Genomic DNA, 22,566 nt, shown 5'->3' with positions numbered 1-22,566 from the left:
ATTCCGCCAAGGTGCTAAGCTGTCACGGTCGACACCCCGGAAAGCCCAAAAATGCTGCAACGCAACAACCCGAAAGCGGCACAGCGCACGCAAGCCACTGTTGCAATGGGTTTTGTCACCGGCATGCTGGCCGGCGTCGCCCGCCGGAAAATCGATGTGCACCCGCTGCTCGCTGCCAACGGCATCGATATTGCAGACACCGCCAGCCGGATTCCGGTGGCCAGCTATGCTGCCCTGTACAACCTGCTCAACCGCGAACTCGACGACGAGGGTTTCGCGCTGTTTGCCCAGCCGATGCGCGTCGGCAGTTTCGAGTTCCTCTGCCGTGGCTGCCTCAGCGCACCGACGCTGGCCGAGGCGCTGCAGCGGGCCAGCCGCTTCCTGCGCCTGGTCCTGCCCGACCTGGCGGTGAGCGTCCGCCGCAGCCGCGGCAACGCCGAGCTGGTGATCGCCGAAACCCGCCGCCTCGCCGAGCAGCCCGACGACCCCGGCCGGGTGTTCGCCTTCGAATGGCTGCTGCGCCTGCTGCACGGCCTCGCCTGCTGGCTGGCCGGGCGCGGCCTGGCCCTCGACAGCGTCATCTTCCCCTACCGCAAGCCGGCGCATTTCGCCGACTACGCGCTGATCTTCACCGAGGATTCGCGTTTCGCACCGACCGTGCCCGGCGGCACCGGCACGCTGGTCGCCGCCTTCAACGCCAACCTGCTCGACCTGCCGGTGCGCCGCGACGAGGCGGCGCTGGCCACCTTCCTCGACGGCGCGCCGGGCAAGATCACCACGCTCTACCGGCGCGACCGCGAGATGGTCACCCGCATCCGCGATCTGCTCCGCGCCGCCTTGCCGGAGACACCCGGCCTCGACGAGATCGCCGGCCGCCTGCACCTGTCGCCGCGCAGCGTGCACCGCCGACTCGAGGAAGAAGGTTCGAGCTTTCGCGCGATCAAGGACGCGCTCCGCCGCGACATGGCACTGACCCGGCTGGCCAAGACCCGCGACCCGATCGCCCGGGTCGCCGCCGACCTCGGCTATGGCGACACCTCGGCCTTCTACCGCGCCTTCGTCGAATGGACCGGGATGGCGCCGGCGCATTACCGCCGCCAGTGGGAAGCCAGCCAGCGCTGAAGCGCCGTAACACTGTCTCGGCAAGTTGCCGGATCGCCACGGCTGCGCCACAATCGGCCTGCTGCCAGCCGGCAGCGCACCTCCGGAACCTCTCGATGCCAGCACGCCCCCGTTTTCCCGGCCGACTCGGCGCTATCGCGCTGCTCTGCCTGCTGGCCTGCAGCCGGGCGGCGTTCGCCGAAGCCGCGCCGCTGCGCCTCGGAATCATGCCCTTCAACAGCACGCTGGCGCTGCTCAAGACCCACCAGCCGCTGATCGCCCACCTCGAACGCTCGCTCGGACGGCGCGTCGTCGTGCACAGTGCGGCCGACTATTTCACCCACATCAACCAGTTGCTCGCCGGCGATTACGACCTGGCGATCACCGGCCCGCATTTCGGCGCCATGGCTGCCGAGCGCGGCATGCGCCTGCTCTTCCGCTACACCGCCGAGCTGCGCCTGCTGGTGGTCGTCCGCAACGACGCCGCGATCGAGCGGGCAAGCGACCTGCGCGGGCGGCGGCTGGCGCTGCCCAGCCGGCTGTCGCTGGCCTCGCTCGGCGGCGTGCGCTGGCTGGCCGAAAACGGCCTGCAGCCGGGACGCGATTTCCGGATGATCGAATACAGCTCGCACGGCGCCGCGGTCGCCGCGGTCGCCGCCGGCGAGGCCGACGCCGCGATCACCGCGCACACGCCGCTGCGCCAGGTGCCCGAGGACATCCTGGCGCAAACCCGCGTGCTGGCCAGCAATGTCAGCGTGCCGCACGTGATGACGCTGGCCCACGAACGCCTCGGTGCCGCCGAGATCGACCGCATCCGCGGCGCCCTCGCCGCCTTTCCGGCGACCGCCGCCGGCCAGGCTTTCTTCCGCGACACCGCCTACCGCGGCTACGTCGAGGTCAGCGCTGCCGATCTGGCGGAATTGCGGCCTTTCGTCGCGTTGACCGTCAACATGATGAGGTAGACCGCTTGCCGCTGCCCGCCTTCACCCGCAGCCTGCGCTTCCGTCTGCTGCTGACCAGCCTGGCGATCGAGATCGCCGTCCTGGCGCTGATCATCGGCAACGGCCTGCGCCTGATCGACCAGCGCCTGCACGAACAGACGCTCAGCCACCAGGCGGCAATCCAGCAAGCCTACAAGGTCGCCGTCATCGTGCCGCTCGCCTCGCGCGACTACGCAACCCTGCGCGACATCCTCGACGGCTGGCAGGAAAGCGAGGAAATCGAATACATGGTGCTCACCGACCCGCAGGGCCACCGCCTGGCCAGCAGCCGCTGGCCGGAAAACCAGGCACTGCCGGCACCGGGCATCGAGGCCAGCGGACCGCCGGTGCTGCACAGCCGCTTCCCGATCGAGATCTACGGCCAGCACTACGGCGAACTGCACTACGGCCTGTCGCTGAAGTTCCTCGCCGAGGCCCGCCGCGAACTGCTGCTGCAGGGCGCCCTGATCGCCCTCGCCGGCGTGCTGCTGACGGCACTGGTACTGTTCGTCGCCGGTTACTGGCTGACCCGGCACCTGACGACGCTGGCCGCGGCGAGCAGCCGCATCGCCGCCGGCGACTACCGGGCACCGCTACCAGTCACCGGCACCGACGAAATCGCCGAACTGAGCCACAACTTCTCGGTGATGGCGCGCGCGATCGAAGCCCGCATCGACGAACTGGCGACCCATCTCGACCGCCAGCAATCGATCCTGGCGGCGCTCGGCGAAGGCGTCTTCGGTCTCGACGAGAACCAGCGCTGCATCTTCGTCAACCCGACCGCCTGCGAACTGCTCGGCTACAGCGCCGAGGAAATCCTGGCCGCCGACACCCATGCGCTGTTCCACCACAGCCGCGCCGACGGCAGCATCTATCCGGCCTGCGACTGTCCGGTCTTCAAGACGGTCGGCGACGGCCTCCGGCGCAGCGGCGACGAATGGTTCTGGCGCAAGGACGGCAGCGGCTTCCCGGTGATCGTCACGGTCAACCCGCTGTGGCGCGACGGGCGCCATTGCGGCTCGGTCGTGGCCTTCCGCGACATCACCGACATCCATCAGGCGACTGCCGCACTGCGCGCCAGCAACGCCCGCCTGAGCAGCTTCATCGACGCGCTGCCCGACGTCGTCGTGCTCAAGGACGGCATGAACCGCTGGCAGCAGGTCAACCAGGCCGCCGCCAGCGCCCTCGGCTTGCGCGACGTCGCCTGGCACGGCAAGACCAACGGCCAGCTGGCCGGCGAACGCGCCGATTTCCGCGAATTCCACGCGCACGGCGAACTGACCGACGAACAGGCCTGGGCCAGCGGCCGCATCACGTACAGCATCGAGACCCTGAACGCCGCCGGCGGCACGCCGCGCATCTGCGAGGTGCGCAAGATTCCCCTGTTCGGCGAGGATGGAGAACGCCTGGCCCTGATGGTGATTGCCCGCGACATCACCGAAACACGACGAACCGAGGCCGAGCTTGAACACTACCGCCAGCACCTCGAGGAACTGGTCACCCGCCGCACCGCCGAACTGGCCGTCGCCAAGGAAGCCGCAGAAAGCGCCAACATCGCCAAGAGCGCCTTCCTGGCCAACATGAGCCACGAAATCCGGACGCCGCTCAACGCCATCACCGGCATGGCCCACCTGATCCGCCGCGCCGGCCTGACCGACGAACAGAACGAGCGCCTGGCCAAACTCGAATCGGCGAGCACGCACCTGCTCGAGATCATCAACGCGGTGCTCGACCTGTCGAAGATCGAAGCCGGCAAGTTCACGCTCGAGGCCCTGCCGGTCAATGTCGACAGCCTGTTCGGCAACATCGTCTCGATGCTGCAGGCACGCGCCGACGCCCGCGGCATCCGCCTTGAGGTCGCCTCGACCGAACTGCCTGACGATCTGGTCGGCGACCCGACCCGGCTGCAACAGGCCTTGCTCAACTACGCGACCAACGCACTGAAATTCACCGAACGCGGCAGCATCCGCCTCGCCGTCAGCATCGAGGCGAGCAGCGCCGACGCCCTGCTGCTGCGCTTCAGCGTCACCGACACCGGCATCGGCATTGCCCCGGACGCGCTCGGGCGCCTGTTCACCGCTTTCGAACAGGCCGACAACACGACCACCCGCAAATACGGCGGCACCGGCCTCGGCCTGGCCATCACCCGCAAGCTGGCCGAATTGATGGGCGGCCAGGTCGGCGTCGACAGCACCCCCGGCCAGGGCAGCACCTTCTGGTTCACCGCCCGCCTCGCCCGCCGGCGCCAGGATCAGCCCGCCGCCGCCACGGGCGCCCTGCCCCGGCAGCCGCCGGTCGGGGCGAAGCGGGTCCTGCTCGCCGAAGACGAGCCGATCAATCGCGAGATCACCCAGATCCTGCTCGACGAGATCGGCCTCCGCGCCGACTGCGCCGAGGACGGCCGGATCGCCGTCGAGATGGCGGCGGCACAGGCCTACGACCTGATCCTGATGGACATGCAGATGCCGAACATGGACGGCCTCGAAGCCACCCGGCGCATCCGCGAACTGCCGGGTTACGCCGCAACCCCGATCCTGGCGATGACGGCAAACGCCTTCGTCGAGGACAAGGCACGCTGCTTCGCCGCCGGCATGAACGATTTCATCGCCAAGCCGGTACGCCCGGAAGACCTCTTCGCACTGCTCGACAAATGGCTGCGCCGCGCCTGAGGCGCCGCCTTCAGGCGCTGACCAGCCCGGCGCGGATGGCGTAGCGGGTCAGTTCGACGACGCTGCGCAGGCCGAGCTTTTCCTTGATGTTGCGGCGGTGCACCTCGACCGTCGCCGCCGCGATGCCGAGCTCGGCGCCGATCTGGACGCTGCGCAGGCCGCCGGCGAGCAGGCGCAGCACCTGCTGCTCGCGCGGGCTGAGCACCGCCTCGGCGGCTTTTTCCTGGCTCAGGCTGTGCTGAGCATCGCCGGAAAAATACTGGCCACCGCTGGCGACCTTGCGGATCGCCTCGATCAGTTCGTCGCCGCCGGCCGATTTGACGACGTAGCCTTGGGCGCCGGCACTGAGCATGGCCTCGATGAACATCCGCTCGTCGTAGCCGGACAGCGCCAGCAGCCGGCTCTGCGGAGAGCACAGGCGGAGCTGCCGGGCGACTTCGACGCCGTTCATGTCGGGCAGCGCGATGTCGAGGACGACGATGTCCGGCTGCAGGCGCTCGACCACCGCCAGCGTTTCCGCCCCGGTCGCCGCCTCGCCGGCCCAGACGATGTCGCGGGCCGCCGCCAGCGACAGACGCAAGGCTTCGCGGAACATCCGGTGGTCGTCGGCGACCACGAGTCGTATGCATTTCAAGGCAGATTCTCCCCATCGCGTGGAATGCTCAGGATCACCTCGGTCCCCTCGCCCGGCACCGAACGCAGGCTGGTGCTGCCGTTCAGGTAGCCGATGCGCTCGCGGATGCTGGCCAGACCGAAGCCGCCGCTGCCCATCGCGGCATCGATGTCGGCGCAGCCGCGACCACGGTCGCTGACGCTGAGGACCCAGGCCGTCGGTGTCGCGCGCAGACTGACGCTGGCCGCGGCACAGCCGGAATGACGGGCGACATTGACCAGCAGTTCGCGGGCACAGCGGAACAGCAGCGACGATTGCACCGGCGCGAAGCCGCCCCCCTCGCCGTCGGCAAGCACGGCCACGTCGAGGCCGTAGAGTTCGCCGAATTCGGCGGCCAGCCAGTACAGCGCCGGCACCAGGCCGAGCTTCTCGAGCACCGGCGGACTCAGTTGCGCGGTCAGCGAGCGTACCCGCGAACTGGCGTCGGACACCAGCAGCTCGATCTGCCGCAGCATCGCGCCGCCGTCCTGTGACAGTTTCATCCGGCCGAGCATCTCGAGCTTGATGCGGACCACGTGCAGCAGCTGACCGAGGTCGTCGTGCAGGTCGCGGGCGATTTCGCGGCGTTCGTTTTCTTCGGCCAGCGTCATGTCGACCGCCAGCTTGCGCAACTCGGCGGTACGTTCGGCAACCCGCCGCTCGAGCTGTTCGTTGGCCTCGCGCTCGGCCAGTTCGGCCAGCTTGCGCTCGGTGATGTCGCGGCCGACCGACTGGATTTCGAGCAGGCGCCCGGCGCCGTCGAAGAAGCCGCGATTGACGAACTGCATCCAGCGCAGCTCGCCGTTCGCCGAGAAGACCCGGTTCTCGACAGTGACCACCGGCTGCGCCGGCGAGAGGCCGGCGAGCGCCGCCTCGATCATCGGCAGGTCGTCGGCATGGGCGACCGGCCGCCACGAGGCGCCGATCAGCGACGCCCGGCTACGCCCGAAGAAACGGCAGTAAGCTTCGTTGACGAAAAGATAGCTGCCGTCGGCACGCAGCCGCGAGATCAATTCGGTCTGGCCCTCGAGCACGGCGCGATAGCGCGCCTCGCTCAGCTGCAGGTGGCGCTCGGCCTCGCGGATCTCGCTGATGTCCGAGACCTGGACGAAAAACCCGTAAATTTCACCGTCGACCGTGTCCGGTATGTAATTGGCAAGCGAATGCCGCAGGCGACCGTCGTCGGGCGCCGGCGTCACCCGCTCGAAGAGTTGCGGCTCGCCGCGCAGGACTGCTTCGATGTACGGCTGCTTGGCGCGAAAACGCGCCTCGCCGAGCAACTCGCGCAGATGCCGGCCTTCCAGGTCGGCATCTGCCACCCCCAGCCACTCGCGATAGGCACGGTTGGCGAAGCGGTTGCGCAGCTCGCGATCCCAGTAGCCGATCATCGCCGGCAGGTGGTCGAGGATGGCCAGCAGCTCGCGCTGGCAGGGGACACCTGCCGCCGGCACGGCTCAGGAAACCTCGAGCAGGCTCTCGTCCCAGGCCGGATGCGCGGCCAGTCCGAGCAGGTTGGCAACCGTCGCGGCGATGTTCGAAAGACCGGCGCCCTCCGTCTGGCGCAGGCCAAGACGACCGCCGCTGGCGCAGTCGAAGAGGATCAGCGGCACCGGGTTGAGGGTGTGCGCCGTCTTCGCCTTGAACGAGCCGTCGGGATGGCGGGCCGGCTGCCCGCTCTTCTTGTCGAGCTCGAACATCTCGTCGGCATTACCGTGGTCGGCGGTGATCAGCGCGACCCCGCCGGCCGCCTCGACCGCCTTGAGCAGGCGGCCGAGCGCCAGATCGACGGCCTCCACGGCCATGGTCGCAGCGCGGAAGTTGCCGGTGTGGCCGACCATGTCGCCGTTGGCGAAGTTGCAGCGAAGCACCCGGTACTGGCCGGACTGGATCGCCGCGATCATCGCATCGGCGATCTCGGCCGCCTTCATCCACGGCCGCTGCTCGAAGGGCACGACGTCGCTCGGGACTTCCTGCCAGGTTTCGCCGGCAAACCTGCCGGAGCGGTTGCCGTTCCAGAAATAGGTGACGTGGCCGAACTTCTGCGTCTCGGAACAGGCGAACTGGGCCAGTCCCATCTTGCTGAACCATTCGCCGGAGGTTTCCTTGATCGCCGGCGGCGCCACCAGGAAACGCTTCGGCAACTGCAGGTCGCCGTCGTACTGGAGCATGCCGGCGTAGGTCACCTGCGGGTGGCGGACACGATCGAACTTGGCGAAATCGGCTTCGACGAAGGCGCGGGTGATCTCGATCGCGCGGTCGCCACGGAAGTTGAAGAAAACCACCGAATCGCCGTCCTCGATCGTGCCGATCGGCTGACCGGCATCGGCGACGACGAATTCCGGCAGATCCTGGTCGATGGTCCCGGGATTTTGCTCGCGCAGGCCGTTGACCGCAGCCGTCGCATTCGCAAACTGGCGGCCTTCGCCGAGCACGTGCGTGCGCCAGCCTTTCTCGACCATCGCCCAGTTGGCGTCGTAGCGGTCCATGGTGATGTACTGGCGACCGCCGCCGGAAGCAATGCGGGCGTCGAAGCCGGCGTCGCTGATGCCGGCGAGGAAAGCCTCGAAAGGCACGACATAGTCGAGGGCGCTGGTTTCCGGCACATCGCGGCCGTCGAGCAAGGCATGAATGCGCACCGTCCGCACGCCCTCGGCCTTGGCCCGCTCGACCATCGCCTTGAGATGGTCAATGTGGCTATGCACGTTGCCGTCCGAAAACAGGCCGATGAAATGCACGACACCGCGCCCGGCCTTCGCGCCGGCAACGATTTCCTGCCACGCCTGGCCGTTCCAGATGGCGCCTTCGGCAATCGCATTGGCGACCAGCGCGGCCCCCTGCGCATAGACCTGGCCGGCGCCGATCGCATTGTGGCCGACCTCGGAATTGCCCATGTCGTCATCGGACGGCATGCCGACCGCGGTCCCGTGCGCCCGCAAGCGGATGTGCGGGGCGCTGGCGAAGAGCGCGTCGAGGGTTGGCTTGCGGGCGGCGGCGATGGCGCTCCCGGTATCGTTGGCGGGCAGGCCGTAGCCGTCCATGACGATGACGACGACCGGACCGGCGACGCCGGGGAAGGAGGCGAGTTTCTGCAGCATGCGGGATTCCTGCGAAAGTGGCCGACCGGGGGCTCGGCGCCGCCGGTCGATGACAAGCAAAAGGAGGCATATTTTAACCGCTAGTGCTTGCCACGATCGAAACTCGGGGTCAAAATGACAATACTGGCAAATCCGCAAGGAGCATCAGATGGCCGTCCCGGACGATCCGCAAGGCATACCGCAACGCCCGGTCGTGCTGGCCGTCGACGACCTGCCGGCAAATCTGGCGGTGGCCTCGGTAATGCTCGAGGCCCTCGACGTCGACATTCGCCTGGCCGAAAACGGGCAGAGCGCACTGGCGCAGGCCGAGGCAACGCCGCAGCCGGACCTGATCCTGCTCGACGTGATGATGCCGGGCATGGACGGCCACGCGGTCCTCGCCCGCTTGCGCGCCAACCCGGCGACGCGGCAGATCCCGGTGATCTTCGTCACCGCGCTCAACTCGCCCAGCGACGAACAATCCGGCCTCCTCGAGGGCGCCGTTGACTACATCACCAAGCCGCTGCAGGCCGCGGTCTTCCGTGCCCGGGTACGCAACCATCTCGACCTCAAGCTGGCGCGCGACCAGCTGACCCGGCAGAACGCCGGCCTCGAACATGAAGTCCGCCGCCGGCTGGCGGAAAACCAGCAGCTGGCGACCCGCCTGCAGCTGACGCTGTCGGCTTCCGGCCTGGGCATCTGGGAATACCATCACGCCAGTGCCCGCATCGAATGGAACGGCGACCTGTGCCGGATGCTCGGACTGGACAGTTCGCCGACGACCCTGGTCGAGAGTTTCGCCTACATCCACCCCGAGGACCGCGCGCGGATCGAGGCGGCAATGCGCAACCCGCCGGCACCAGGCGGCGAGATCGCCGTCGAGGAATTCCGCATGCGCCATGCCGACGGCCGCTGGCTGTGGGTCGAAGGCCGCGGCCAGGCACTCCACCTCGACCCCGGCGGAGCACCGGCATTGACCGCCGGAACGATCGCCGACATCAGCCGGCGCAAGCAAATCGACATCGAACGCCAGCTCAGCTCGGTGGTGTTCACCGGCATCAGCGACGGTATCTGCATCACCGACCCGGACTGCCGGATTCTCACGGTCAACCAGGCATTCCTGCGCGTAACCGGCTACAGCGCCGGCGAAGTGATCGGCCGCACGCCGGCCCTGCTCAAGTCCGGCCAGCACGGGCAGGCCTTCTACCAGGCGATGTGGGAGACGCTCAAGCGCCAGGACAGCTGGCAGGGCGAAATCACCAACCGGCGCAAGAACGGCGAGCGGGTCACCGAATGGCTGAGCATCTCGGCGGTGCGCGATCCGGGCGGCCGGCTGACGCACTACGTCGGGCTGTTCAGCGATCTTTCGGAACGCCAGCAGGCAGCGGAACGCATCCAGTACCTGTCGAGCTTCGACCCGCTGACCGACCTGCCCAACCGCAGCCTGCTCACCGACCGCCTCGACCAGGCACTGATCAACGCCCATCGCTTCGAGCGGCAGACGGCGGTGATCCTGCTCGACCTCGACCGTTTCCGGGTGGTCAACGAAAACTTCGGGGCACCGGTCGGCGACGCATTGCTGCAGGAAATTTCCCGCCGGCTGAAGCAGCTGGTCCGCGACGGCGACACCGTCGGCCGCCGCTCCGGGACCGAGTTCGGTTTCGTCATGGCCAACCTCGGCCATGAGAGCGACGTCCTGGCGCTGACCCAGCGCCTGCTCGAATCGATCGCTGTCCCCTTCGAGGTCGAAGGCCAGTCGCTGGCCCTCACCGCCAGCATCGGCATCAGCCTGGCGCCACGCGACGGCAGCCGCGCCGACGAACTGCTCGGCTGTGCCGACATCGCGCTGGCGCGGGCCAAGCAGGCCGGGCGCAACACCTTCCGCTTCTACGCTCCGGAGATGAACGCCGACGCAGCGCGCCGGCTCGGCCTCGAAAGCGCCCTGCGCGACGCCCTGAAGAACGGCGAACTCGACGTCCATTACCAGCCCCAGGTCAGCCTCGACAGCGGCCGGGTGATCGGCATGGAAGCCCTGCTGCGCTGGCACAGCCCGCAGTTCGGCACCGTTTCGCCGGGCGAGTTCATCCCGCTGGCCGAAGACAACGGAATGATCCTGGCAATCGGCGAGTGGGTGCTCGCTACAGCCTGCCGACAAGCCCGGCGCTGGCACGACCTCGGGCTCGGCGCACCGCTGCGGCTGGCGGTGAATCTCTCGGCGCGCCAGTTCCGCCAGGCCAACCTCGAGCAACTGGTCGCCCGCTGCCTGGCCGACAGCGGCCTGCCGGCCAGCGCGCTCGAACTGGAAATCACCGAAAGCGCCTTCATCGACGACGTCGACGAAGCCATCGCCATGTGCCGCAAGCTCAAGCAGCTCGGCGTCAAGCTCTCGCTCGACGATTTCGGCACCGGCTATTCGTCGTTGTCCTACGTATCGCGCTTTCCGTTCGACAAGATCAAGATCGACCAGAGCTTCGTCCGCGACATCATCGAGAATCCGGTCAACGCGGCCATCGCCACCTCGGCGATCGTGATGGCCCGCAGCCTCAACCTGGCGATCCTCGCCGAAGGCGTCGAAACCGAGGCCCAGGCGCGCTTCCTGCGCGGCCGCCGGTGCGATGCGATCCAGGGTTTCCTGTTCAGCCCGGCGCTGCCGGCCGCCGCTTTCGAGCAACTGCTGGCCGGGCGGACGACGCTGCCGATCGCCGACCTGCCGTCGGCAGGCAAGCAGACCCTGCTGATCGTCGACGACGAGCCGAACATCCTCAACGCGCTGACCCGCCTGCTGCGCCGCGAAGGCTTCCAGATCCTGAACGCGACGTCGCCGCGCGAAGCCTTCGAGCACCTGGCCAAGCAGCCGGTGCAGGTGGTTCTCTCCGACCAGCGCATGCCCGAGATGTCGGGCACCGAGTTCCTCGCCCGCGTGCGCCAGCTCTACCCGGAAAGCATCCGCATCATCCTCACCGGCTATACCGATGTGGACTCGATCACCGGCGCGATCAACCGCGGCGCCATCTACAAGTTCCTGACCAAGCCGTGGGACGACGACCAGCTGCGCGAGGAAATCCGCGATGCCTTCCGGCTGGCCAAGGAAACCCGTCCCCAGCCACCGGCGGAGGACAGCTGATGCCCGGCCTCGACCTGTCCTGGCTGGGCCTGGCGACCATCGGCGGCGCGGCGCTGCTCCTGGCGCTGCTGCCGCTCGCCCGGCTGCAGCGGGAGAAACTTCACTTCCGGGCGATCTTCGACAATGCCACGGTCGGCATGGCACGCTCGACCGCAAGCCGGCGCTGGATCGAGGTCAATCCCGCACTGTGCCGGATGCTCGGCGCCCCGGCCGAGGTCTTGACCAGCTGCGACTGGATCGAACTGACCCATCCCGACGACCGCGAGATCAACCTGCAGCTGTTCGACGCCGTGCTGCGCGACGAGCGTGACGGCTTCACCCTCGAGAAGCGCTTCCTGCGCCCGGACGGCAGCATCGTCTTCGTCAACCTGGCAGCCCAGGCGATCCGCCTGAGCAACCGCCAGGTCGATTACTTCACCGTGATCATCGAGGACATCACGCAGCGCCAGCTGGCCGAAAAACAGTTCGCCAGCCAGGTCGACCGTTCGACGGTCCTGATCGAACTGCCGCGGCGGGCCGAAAGCCTCGACGAGCGCGATTTCATGCAGTACGCGCTGGAGCGTGCCGAGGCGCTGACCGGAAGCCGGATCGGCTTCATGCACTTTCTCAACGACGACGGCGAGAGCATCGAACTGGTCGCCTGGTCGCGCAACACGCTGGAAAAATACTGCAACGCCGTCGCCGACCGCCACTACCCGATCAGCCAGGCCGGCATCTGGGCCGACGCTGCGCGCACCGGCCGCCCGCTGGTGGTGAACGACTACGCCAGCGCCGACAACCGGCGCGGATTGCCCGACGGCCATTCGCAACTGGTCCGCCTGCTCAGCATCCCGGTCGTCGAAAACGGCAGCGTGCGGATGATGGCCGGCGTCGGCAACAAGGACGCCGACTACGATGCCTACGACGTCGAGACGGTCCAGCTGATCGCCAACGAAACCTGGCGCATCGTCCGTCGCCAGCGCGCCGACAAGGCCTTGCGGCTGGCCATGCAGGTCGTCAATGCCAGCCCGGTGGTCTGCTTCCGCTGGTCGGCGAGCAACGGCTGGCCGGTCGTCTTCGTCTCCGACAACGTCCGCCAATGGGGCTACAGCCCGGCGCAGCTGCAGTCCGGCCAGCCGGACTTCGCCAGCATCGTCCATCCCGACGATCTGCCCAGGATCGTCCAGGAGGTGATGCGGCACACGGCGGAAGGCGTGCCCGGCTACGAGCAGGAATACCGGCTGATCACCGCCGAAAAACAGGTCATCTGGGTCGTCGACCGTACCCAGGTGACGCGCGACGAGCACGGGCTGCCGGTGTTCTACGACGGCGTCCTCACCGACATCAGCGAGCGCAAGCGCCAGCAGCAGCAACTCGCCGAGAACCTGGCCCACCAGCAGCAACTGAACAAGCGCCTGGAGGAGGCCAACAACCAGCTGCTGCAATCCGAGAAGATGGCCTCGATCGGCCAGCTGGCGGCCGGCATCGCCCACGAGCTGAACAATCCGATCGGCTTCGTGCACTCCAACCTGGGCACCCTCGACGGTTACCTCAACGACCTGATGACCATCGTCGACGCCTACGCGACAGCGGCCCAGGCGCAGGGCGACGACAGCCCCGGCCTGAGGGCGATCGCCCAGCTGCGCGAGGAGCGCGATTTCGACTTCATCCGCGAGGACATCTTCAAGCTGCTCGCCGAATCGAAGGACGGCCTCGGCCGCGTGCGCAAGATCGTCCAGGACCTGAAGACCTTCTCGCGCGTCGGCGAGCAGGAATGGCAGGAGGCTGACCTGCACCAGGGCATCGACTCGACCTTGAACATCGTCTGGAACGAGCTCAAGTACAAGTGCCGGGTGGTCAAGGAATACGGCGAGCTGCCGCCGGTCTATTGTCTGATCTCCCAGCTCAATCAGGTGTTCATGAACCTGCTGGTCAATGCCGGGCACGCAATCGAGCAGCAGGGCACGATCACCATCCGCAGCGGCCGCCTCGACGGCGAACGGGTCTTCATCGAGATCGCCGACACCGGCTGCGGCATCGCGCCGGAGAACCAGCGGCGCATCTTCGAACCCTTCTTCACGACCAAGCCGATCGGCAAGGGCACCGGCCTCGGCCTCTCGGTTTCGTACAACATCGTCCAGCGCCACCAGGGCGAAATCACCGTCGACAGCGTCCCCGGGCAGGGCACGACCTTCCGCATCGTGCTGCCGATCCGCCCGGCCAGCGCCCCCGTACAGGAGCAGCACCAATGACCGACACCGGTACCGCGCCCAGCCTGCTGCTGGTCGACGACGAACCGAGCATCCTTTCCGCGCTGCGCCGGCTGTTCCGGCCGCAGGGCTACCGCATCTTCACCGCCGAGAGCGGCGCCGCCGGCCTGGCCATCCTCGAACAGGAGACGATCGACCTGGTCATCTCCGACATGCGCATGCCCGAGATGGACGGCGCCACCTTCCTCAAGGCCGTCCGCCAGCGCTGGCCGCGGGCCATGCGCATCCTGCTCACCGGCTATGCCGACATCACCTCGACGGTCTCGGCGATCAACGAAGGCGAGATCTATCGCTACATTGCCAAGCCGTGGGACGACACCGAGATGCTCACCGTCGTCCGCGAAGCCTGCGAACGACAGCGCCTGGAAAGCGAGAACCGCCGGCTGACCGCGCTGACCCAGGCGCAGAACGACGAACTGAAGACGCTCAACGCCAGCCTCGAACAGAAGGTCGCCGAACGCACCGCCGAACTGCGCCAGGCACTGAGCTTCGTCGAACAGGCACACGGCGAACTGAAGAAGTCCTTCATGACCAGCGTTCAGGTCTTCGCCGGGCTGATCGAGCTGCGCAGCGGACCGGCCGGCAAGCAGCTGGCAGGGCATGGCCGGCGCGTCGCCGAACACGCCCGCGCCGTCGCCAGGCGGCTTGCGCTGTCCGACGGCGAAGCCCAGAACATCATGCTCGCCGGTCTGCTCCACGACATCGGCAAGATCGGCCTGCCCGACGACCTGCTCGGCAAGCCGTGGAACACGCTGAGCGGCGAGCAGCGTGCGCTGGTGATGAAGCATCCGGCCATCGGCCAGAACATCCTGATCGGCATCGAACGCTTTCGCGACGCCGCGCTGATCGTTCGCCACCACCACGAGTGCTACGACGGCAGTGGCTACCCAGACCGCCTGGCCGGCCTGGCGATCCCGCTCGGTGCGCGGATCCTGATGGTGGCCAACGACTACGATGCGCTGCAGGTCGGCACGCTGGTGCAGCGGCCGCTGAAACCGGCCGAGGCACTCGATTTCATCGCCGAGAACAGCGGCAAGCGCTACGACCCGGGCGTCGTCGAGGTCTTCGTCAAGCTGATCGGCGAGACGCTGAAGGAGGGTCCGGTCGAGCTCCCGCTGCGCACCATGCACCTCAAGCCGGGCATGACCGTCAGCCGCGACCTGATGCATCGCGACGGCTACCTGCTGCTCGCCGCCGGCAGCGTGCTCAAGGCCGAGATCATCAGCCAGCTGGTGCGGATGGAGCAGGTCGAGCAGCACAATCTCACGGTCCACATCCGCCAGGAGGAAAAATGAGCCGCGTCCTCATCGTCGACGACGAACCGTCGATCCTGAAGTCCCTGCAGCGCCTGCTGCGTGCCGCGCCCTGCTGCTACGGCGGGCGCCAGTTCGAACTCGAGGTGGTCACCGCCAGTTCGCCGCTGACGGCGCTGCAACTGGCCCGCACCCAGGAATTCGACCTTTTCGTCAGCGACTACCGCATGCCGGAAATGGACGGCATCGAGTTCCTCAAGGCGGCCCGGACGCTCTGGCCGGACGCCGCGCGCCTGATCCTCTCCGGCTATGCCGACCTGAACGCACTGGTGCGCGCGGTCAACGAGGTCGGCATCGACCGCTTCGTCGGCAAACCGTGGAACGACTACGAATTGATGTCGGCGATCGGGCAGGCGCTGGCGCACCGCCAACTGCTGCTGGAGAATCGCCAGCTGGCCGACCTGATCCGCCTCGAGATGGGCGACAAGAGCGCCGAGCAGGTCGAGGCCGAACGCCTCGAACGGATCGAGCCGGGCATCACACGGGTCAACTGGGGGCCGGACGGCTCGGTCATCCTCGACGACGTCACCGACTGAAAGGAAAGGCATGGACGCCTTCGTCTGGGATCAGCGCTTCGTCACCGGCGAAACCGGCGTCGACGACGAACACCGCGAACTGGTCCGGCTGATCAACTCGCTGATCGGACTGCAGTCGAAATACGTCGCCGCCGAAACGGTCCAGGCCGCGCTCGACCAGCTGATTGCCTACGCCGCGCTGCACTTCGCCCATGAGGAAGCGCTGATGGAAAGCGGCGGCTGCGACCCCCGCTTCGTCGCCCGCCACGCCACCGTGCATCGCGGCTTCGCCGAGCAGGTCGGCAAGCTGAGCGCCCTGCCCGTCGGCAGCGTCAGCCTGGAAAACCTGGTCAACTACCTGACTGCCTGGCTGGCCCAGCACATCCTCGGCATGGACCAGTCAATGGCCCGCCAGATCGCCGCCATCCGCCGCGGCGTACCGGCGGCCGAAGCCTATGCCAGCGAAAGCGAACAGGCCGCCGACCCGGCGACGTCGAGCATGCTCGACGCGATGGCCGCGCTCTACCGGATCATCAGCGAACGCAACGACGCGCTCGGCGAACTCAACCGCAATCTCGAGGCCAAGGTCGTCGAACGCACCGAGGCGCTGCGCGAAAGCAACCGCAAGCTGCTCGAATCGGAACACAAGCGTGCCAGCGAAGCCCGGCGGCACATGCAGCACTACCTGTCGCAGATCATCGACGGCGACCCGGTGCCGACCCTGGTGATCGACGCCAGCCACCGGATCACCCACTGGAACAAGGCCTGTGCCGCGATCAGCGGTCTCCCGTCGGAAACCATGGTCGGCACCTGGAACCAATGGCAGGCCTTCTATCCCGAGTCGCGGCCGATCATGGCCGACCTGATCGTCGACGGCAGCCTCGAGGAACGCTTCAACACCTATTACCACAACATCTTCCGGCGCTCGAAGACGGTCCCGGATGCCTTCGAAGCGGAGAGTTTCTTTCCCCACCTCGGCGACGGCGGCCGCTGGCTGTTCTTCACCGCCGCACCGATCCGCGACGCCGACGGCAAGGTCGTCGGCGCCATCGAGACCCTGCAGGACGTCAGCGAACGGCATCAGGCCGAAGCGCAGCTGCTCCAGTACCAGGGCCAGCTCGAAGCCCAGGTTGCCGAACGCACCGGCGCGCTCGAGCAGGCCAACCGCCAGCTGGCGCGCGAGCATGAAGAATTGAGCGAACTGCTGCGCAAGGTCGAGGCCGCCCAGCAACAAGTCCTGCAATCGGAAAAGATGGCGGCGATCGGCCAGCTGGCGGCCGGCGTCGCCCACGAAATCAACAACCCGGTCGGGTTCGTCAATTCCAACCTGGGAACGCTCAAGGGCTATACCGCGCACCTGCTCGAGCTGGTCGATGCCTACGAATCGGGCCAGCCGGAAGCGATCGCCCGTGCCCGCCAGAAGGCCGATCTGGAGTTCCTGCGCGAGGACCTGCCGGCGTTGATCAGCGAATCGCAGGATGGCCTCGACCGGGTCACCCGCATCGTCCAGGACCTCAAGGACTTCTCGCGCGTCGACCAGGCCGAGCGCCAGCACGCCGACCTCAACGCGGCGCTGAGCAGCACGCTCAACGTCGTGCGCAACGAACTCAAGTACAAGGCCGACGTGATCGTCGAGCTCGGCGAGCTGCCCGCGGTCGATTGCGTGCCGGCGCAGCTCAACCAGGTCTTCATGAACCTGCTGGTCAACGCCGCACAGGCGATTCCCGAGCACGGCAAGATTTTCGTCCGTTCCGGGGTCGACCGTGAGCATGTCTGGTTCGAGGTCGAGGACACCGGCACCGGCATGCCGCCGGAAGTCCGCCAGCGGATCTTCGAGCCCTTCTTCACGACCAAGCCGGTCGGCAAGGGCACCGGCCTCGGCCTGTCGATTTCCTACGATATCGTCGTCAAGCGCCACCACGGTCGGCTTGACGTCGCCAGCGAGCCCGGCCGCGGTACCCGCTTCCGGATCTGGCTACCGGTGACGCCGCCGGATCAGAACAGCTCGGCCTCGCCGTAGCTGGGGCTGGCGAAGATGCCGCGATCGACCAGTTCCTGGAAATCGTAGACGCGGTTGCGGCCGTCCTGCTTGGCCTGGTAGAGACTGCGGTCGGCGCGGCTGAGCACTTCGACCGGCAGGATCGTCGCATCGACCTCGGCGTAGCCGATGCTGACGGTCAACGCCTCGATCCGGGGAAAAATGTGCGCTTCGATGGCCAGCCGCACGCGCTCGAAGACGTTGCGGGCAATCGCCTCGTTCTCGGCCGAGATGATCGCGACGAACTCCTCGCCGCCGTAGCGGTAGAGCAGGTCGGACGAGCGGAAGGTCGCCTGCATCAGGCGCGAGGCGAGGAGCAGGATCTCGTCGCCGACCATGTGGCCGAAGGTGTCGTTGATCCGCTTGAAGTGGTCGATGTCGATCACCGCCAGCCAGAACTTGCTCGGCAACTGGCTGCGCCGGCCGTCCTCGCGCTCGTGGAAACAGTCGGGGCGGACCATCGCCGACCAGATGCGCTCGAAATTGTTTTCCAGCGCCTGGCGGTTGAGCAGACCGGTCAGCCGGTCGCGCTGGCTGACGTCGAGCAGCGCGTAGTAGTTCGAGAAGACCTCGAGGACGCCGCGGATCGTCGCATCCTCGTTCGGCGACGCCTCGCGGTCGCGCTTGAAGACGAAATAGCCGCACACCTCGTCGTCGCCGAGCAGCGGGTAGGCGATCAGCATTTCACCGTCAACCGCCCGGGTGCACGGCTTGCCGAGCAGGCGGACGTTTTCGGTCAACGCAATGACTTCCGGCGGAACGTCGGAGAGCTGGACGATTTCCTCGACCCGCTCGACCATCCGCGCCACCCCATCGCCATCGACGACCTTGGAGCGATGGTAGTGGATGACCCGGGCCAGCAACTGGGCATCGTCGAGGCGGTAGAGCGAGGTATCGAGCACACCGAGCAGCGGGCCGAGCGTGCGCAGGAGGCTCTGTTCGAGCAGTTCGGTATCGCGGATCGAGGTCATCACCCCCAGCTTGCCAAGCAGGCCGGGCACCCGGAGCGGGTTGCTGTTGTTCAACATGCGCATTTCGTAAGGACCGGAAAGGCCTGCCTGTAAACCGACTGCGTATGGTAATGCGCCGACCTCATGCAAGGAACAATTTTTGTAAAGAAGGACTTACAAAAAAAAGGGGGCCAGCGGCCCCCGAAGGAAAGAGACTCGGTCGATTGCTGTTCTCCCTGGTCCCTTACGCAGAGTAAAGCGTTACATGTTCGGATAGTTCGGCCCGCCGCCGCCCTCGGGCACCGTCCACACGATGTTCTGGGTCGGATCCTTGATGTCGCAGGTCTTGCAGTGCAGGCAGTTCTGGGCGTTGATCTGCAAGCGCGGCGCGCCCTCCTCCTCGCCGAGGATCTCGTAGACGCCGGCCGGGCAGTAACGCGTCTCCGGCGCCCCGTAGCGGGCGTAATTGACCGACACCGGCACCGCCTCGTCCTTCAGGCGCAGGTGGCTGGGCTGGTTTTCCTCGTGGTTGGTCGCCGACAGGAAGACCGACGAGAGGCGGTCGAAGCTGAGCTTGCCGTCCGGTTTCGGGTAGTCGATCCTGGGATAGGCCGACTTCTCGCCAAGTTGCGTGTGATCGTCGTGGTGGCCGAGCGTCCACGGCGCCTTGCCGCGCAGCACGAAGGTGTCGAGGGCGCCGTAGGCGAGACCGCCGAACAGGCCCCAGCGGAAGGCCGGGCGGATGTTGCGGACGCGGTGCAATTCGTCCCACAGCCAGCTCTTGCGCAGCTGCGCCGGATAGGCGCCGGCCTCGGCGGCCGGCGTTTCTGCGGCGAGCAGTTCGCAGACCGCGTCGGCGGCGAGCAGCGCCGATTGCATGGCCATGTGCGTGCCCTTGATCTTGGGCACGTTGAGGAAGCCGGCGGTATCGCCGATCAGCAGGCCGCCCGGGAAGGTCAGCCGCGGCAGCGACTGGAAGCCACCTTCGGAAAGCGCACGGGCGCCGTAGGAGATCCGCCGGCCGCCTTCGAAGAAGCCGCGGATCGCCGGGTGCGTCTTGTAACGCTGGAATTCCTCGAACGGCGACAGCCACGGGTTCTTGTAATCGAGACCAACGACGAAGCCGACCGCGACCAGGTTGTTTTCCAGGTGATAGAGGAAGGAACCGCCGTAGGTGTCGGCGGCCAGCGGCCAGCCCACCGAATGCACGATCAGCCCCGGCTGGTGCCTGGCCGGGTCGATTTCCCACAACTCCTTGATGCCGATGCCGTAGGTCTGCGGATCGGCGCCGTCACGCAGGTCGAAGCGCTCGAACAGTTCGCGCGTCAGCGAGCCACGGCAGCCTTCGGCGAAGATCGTCTGGCGCGCATGCAGTTCCATGCCCGGCTGGAAGTTGTGGCCGGGCTGGCCGTCCTTGCCGATGCCGAGATCGCCGGTGGCGACGCCCTTGACCGAGCCGTCCTCGTGGTAGAGGACTTCGGCGGCAGCGAAGCCGGGATAGATCTCGACGCCGAGGGCTTCCGCCTGCTCGCCGAGCCAGCGGCAGAAGTTGCCCAGGCTGACGATGTAGTTGCCGTGGTTGGCCATCTGCGGCGGCGTCGGCAGCTTGAACGAACCGCCCTCGGTGAGGAACAGGAAGCGATCCTCGGCGGCCGGCGTGTTCAGCGGCGCGCCGCGCTCCTGCCAGTCGGGAAACAGCTCGGCCAGGGCCCGCGTCTCGATGACCGCGCCGGAGAGGATGTGGGCGCCGATTTCCGAGCCCTTCTCGAGCAGGCACACCGAGATCTCACGACCGGCCTTGGCCGCCTGCTGCTTGATGCGGATCGCCGCGGTCAGACCCGAGGGGCCGCCGCCGACGATAACGACATCGTATTCCATCGCGTCGCGATCAGTCCGCATGATGGCGCCTTAGAAAAGGTTTTCCGGCAGGCCGAATACCGACGCCGCGCCACCGGTGACTTCGGCGGCGTAGGCCGCGGCGAACGGCAGCTGGTGCGTGGCAAAGTACTCGGCGGTGGCCAGCTTGGCCGGGTAGAAGGTGTCGCTGTCACCGGCCGCGATGCGGCTGGCGGCGATGCCCGCCGACTTGGCCATCAGCCAGCCGCCGGCAACGATCCCGGTGAGGTGCAGGAAAGGCACCGAACCGGCATGCACCGCCTGCGGGTTGCTGTCGTAGTTGGCGATGATCCAGTCGGTTGCGGTCGACAGCGAATTTGCCCCGTTTTTCAGGTTGACCGCAATATTCGCCAGCGCCGGATTCGCCGCCAGCTCGTCGGCAGTGGCGTTGATCTCGGCCAGCATCGCCTTCATCGCCGCACCCGGCACCTTCTCGCGGGCCAGCTTGCGGCCGACCAGGTCGTTCGCCTGGATCGCGGTCGTGCCTTCGTAGATGGTGGTGATGCGCGAATCGCGGTAGTACTGGCAGGCACCGGTTTCCTCGATGAAGCCGACGCCGCCGAAGACCTGCAGCGCGGTCGAGGTCAGCTCGACGCCCTGCTCGGTGCTCCAGCCCTTGACCACCGGCGTCAGCAGGTCGATGCGCGCCTGGGCGGCGGCATCGCCGGCATGCGCCTTGTCGATCTGGGCGGCAGCGTAGTAGGCCAGCGTACGCATCGCCTCGGTGCGCGCCTTGCATTCCATCAGCAGGCGGCGGACGTCGGGGTGGTGCAGGATGGTCTTCTTCTCGTCGGACTTGTCGCCGACGATCTTGCCCTGAACGCGCTCGCGGGCGTACCACAGCGCATGCTGGTAGGCGCGCTCGGCGATGCCGACGCCTTCCAGGCCGACATTGACGCGGGCATGGTTCATCATCGTGAACATGTAGCCGACGCCCTTGTTTTCCTCGCCGATCAGGTAGCCGACGGCGCCTTCCTTCTCGCCGTAGGACATCACCGCCGTCGGGCTGCCGTGGATGCCCATCTTGTGCTCGATCGAGGCGCAGATCAGGTCGTTGCGCTGCCCCAGCGAACCGTCGTCATTGACCAGGAACTTCGGCACCAGGAACAGCGAGATGCCCTTCAGTCCCGGCGGCGCGTCCGGCAGGCGGGCGAGCACCAGGTGGATGATGTTCTCGGCGCAGTCGTTCTCGCCCCAGGTGATGAAGATCTTGGTGCCGCTGACCAGGTAGGTGCCGTCGTCGAGCTTCTTCGCCTTGGTGCTGATCGCCGCCAGGTCGGAGCCGGCGTTCGGCTCGGTCAGGTTCATCGTGCCGGTCCAGGTACCTTCGACCATCTTCGGCAGATATTTCTGCTTGAGTTCATCGGAGGCGTGGTGGGCGATCGCCTCGATGGCGCCACCGGTGAGCATCGGGCACAGGGCGAAGGCCATGTTGGCCGACTTCCACATTTCGTTGACCGCCATCGTCACCGACGCCGGCAGCCCCTGGCCGCCGTATTCCGGCGAGAAGGGCATGGCGTTCCAGCCGGTCTCGCAGAACAGCTTGTAGGCCTCCTTGAAACCGGTGGCGGTGGTGACCACGCCGTCCTTGCACTGCGAACCGACGCTGTCGCCGTTGCGGTTGATCGGATCAAGGACGCCGGTGGCGAACTTGGCCGCCTCGTCGAGAATCGATTCGACCAGGTCGACGGAGCATTCCTCGTTACCGGGCAGGGCGCAGATTTCCTCGAGCCCGGCGATATCCTTCAGAATGAACTGCATGTCCCGCAGCGGGGCGACGTAAGTACTCATTCACAGCTTCCTTTCAGACTGGGCGACACCTGGCGGACAGGCGTCCGAAGCTCCGCCGGGGGCGGAGCAGGCTACGAAAACGGCTGAAAAGGGAGGCCGGACCTGATGGCCCGGCCGATCTCCTCTCGACACTTGCCGGAGTGCTGTTCTCCTTTATGGCAAGCATTCTTTTGTTGTTGGCCGAAGCATCGCAGAATAGTCTTGCGCAACTATT

Annotated in this window: 14 protein-coding genes; 8 read left to right on the top strand and 6 right to left on the bottom strand. The window is 67.0% G+C overall.

Annotated features, from left to right (window positions below):
• Positions 1-51 precede the first annotated feature (51 nt).
• The 3 genes from DFR40_RS08310 (at position 52) to DFR40_RS08300 (ending at position 4,750) form a co-directional block, all read left to right on the top strand.
• Positions 52-1,122: an AraC family transcriptional regulator gene (locus tag DFR40_RS08310; protein ID WP_121458024.1), complete on the top strand. Its 1,071-nt coding sequence runs from the start codon at positions 52-54 to the stop codon at positions 1,120-1,122.
• A 95-nt stretch (positions 1,123-1,217) separates the two neighbouring features.
• Complete coding sequence (locus DFR40_RS08305) at positions 1,218-2,063, top strand: phosphate/phosphite/phosphonate ABC transporter substrate-binding protein (RefSeq protein ID WP_170160182.1); 846 nt, start codon at positions 1,218-1,220, stop codon at positions 2,061-2,063.
• 5 nt (positions 2,064-2,068) lie between these two features.
• Positions 2,069-4,750, top strand: coding sequence for an ATP-binding protein (locus tag DFR40_RS08300; RefSeq protein WP_121458022.1), 2,682 nt, complete (start codon positions 2,069-2,071; stop codon positions 4,748-4,750).
• A 10-nt stretch (positions 4,751-4,760) separates the two neighbouring features.
• Here DFR40_RS08300 and DFR40_RS08295 read toward each other — a convergent pair whose 3' ends face one another.
• The 3 genes from DFR40_RS08295 to gpmI are packed head-to-tail and all read right to left on the bottom strand — an operon-like array spanning position 4,761 to position 8,497.
• Entirely contained in the window at positions 4,761-5,384 is a 624-nt protein-coding gene (locus tag DFR40_RS08295; protein ID WP_121458021.1) for a response regulator, read from the bottom strand.
• Positions 5,381-6,853: a PAS domain-containing sensor histidine kinase gene (locus tag DFR40_RS08290; protein ID WP_121458020.1), complete on the bottom strand. Its 1,473-nt coding sequence runs from the start codon at positions 6,851-6,853 to the stop codon at positions 5,381-5,383. Before DFR40_RS08290 ends, DFR40_RS08295 begins: the two co-directional genes overlap by 4 nt.
• A gap of 3 nt (positions 6,854-6,856) precedes the next feature.
• A complete protein-coding gene (gene gpmI, locus DFR40_RS08285; RefSeq protein WP_121458019.1) occupies positions 6,857-8,497 on the bottom strand; it encodes a 2,3-bisphosphoglycerate-independent phosphoglycerate mutase in 1,641 nt (546 codons plus the stop codon).
• A 148-nt stretch (positions 8,498-8,645) separates the two neighbouring features.
• Between gpmI and DFR40_RS08280 the strand changes: the two genes are divergently transcribed.
• The 5 genes from DFR40_RS08280 to DFR40_RS08260 are packed head-to-tail and all read left to right on the top strand — an operon-like array spanning position 8,646 to position 17,697.
• Complete coding sequence (locus DFR40_RS08280) at positions 8,646-11,600, top strand: EAL domain-containing protein (RefSeq protein ID WP_121458018.1); 2,955 nt, start codon at positions 8,646-8,648, stop codon at positions 11,598-11,600.
• Complete coding sequence (locus tag DFR40_RS08275) at positions 11,600-13,831, top strand: PAS domain-containing protein (protein ID WP_121458017.1); 2,232 nt, start codon at positions 11,600-11,602, stop codon at positions 13,829-13,831. The genes DFR40_RS08280 and DFR40_RS08275 overlap by 1 nt, the downstream gene beginning before the upstream one ends.
• Entirely contained in the window at positions 13,828-15,144 is a 1,317-nt protein-coding gene (gene nosR, locus DFR40_RS08270) for a response regulator c-di-GMP phosphodiesterase, NosR family (protein ID WP_121458016.1), read from the top strand. The genes DFR40_RS08275 and nosR overlap by 4 nt, the downstream gene beginning before the upstream one ends.
• Positions 15,141-15,698, top strand: a complete 558-nt coding sequence (locus DFR40_RS08265; RefSeq protein ID WP_121458015.1) for a response regulator — start codon at positions 15,141-15,143, stop codon at positions 15,696-15,698. The genes nosR and DFR40_RS08265 overlap by 4 nt, the downstream gene beginning before the upstream one ends.
• A gap of 10 nt (positions 15,699-15,708) precedes the next feature.
• Complete coding sequence (locus tag DFR40_RS08260) at positions 15,709-17,697, top strand: ATP-binding protein (protein WP_121458014.1); 1,989 nt, start codon at positions 15,709-15,711, stop codon at positions 17,695-17,697.
• Here the strand turns inward: DFR40_RS08260 and DFR40_RS08255 are convergent.
• The 3 genes from DFR40_RS08255 to DFR40_RS08245 form a co-directional block, all read right to left on the bottom strand.
• On the bottom strand, positions 17,673-18,743 hold the full coding sequence (locus tag DFR40_RS08255) for a GGDEF domain-containing protein (protein ID WP_245985643.1): 1,071 nt from the start codon (positions 18,741-18,743) through the stop codon (positions 17,673-17,675). The two genes, DFR40_RS08260 and DFR40_RS08255, sit on opposite strands and share 25 nt — an antisense overlap.
• 183 nt (positions 18,744-18,926) lie before the next feature.
• Positions 18,927-20,564 (bottom strand): electron transfer flavoprotein-ubiquinone oxidoreductase, encoded by a 1,638-nt coding sequence (locus DFR40_RS08250; protein ID WP_121458013.1) that lies wholly within the window; start codon positions 20,562-20,564, stop codon positions 18,927-18,929.
• Between the two features lie 9 nt (positions 20,565-20,573).
• Positions 20,574-22,352, bottom strand: coding sequence for an acyl-CoA dehydrogenase C-terminal domain-containing protein (locus DFR40_RS08245; protein WP_121458012.1), 1,779 nt, complete (start codon positions 22,350-22,352; stop codon positions 20,574-20,576).
• Positions 22,353-22,566 lie beyond the last annotated feature (214 nt).

Source organism: Azonexus fungiphilus, assembly GCF_003634965.1.
Classification (GTDB): domain Bacteria; phylum Pseudomonadota; class Gammaproteobacteria; order Burkholderiales; family Rhodocyclaceae; genus Azonexus; species Azonexus fungiphilus.
This window is presented reverse-complemented; position numbering and strand designations above follow the sequence as displayed.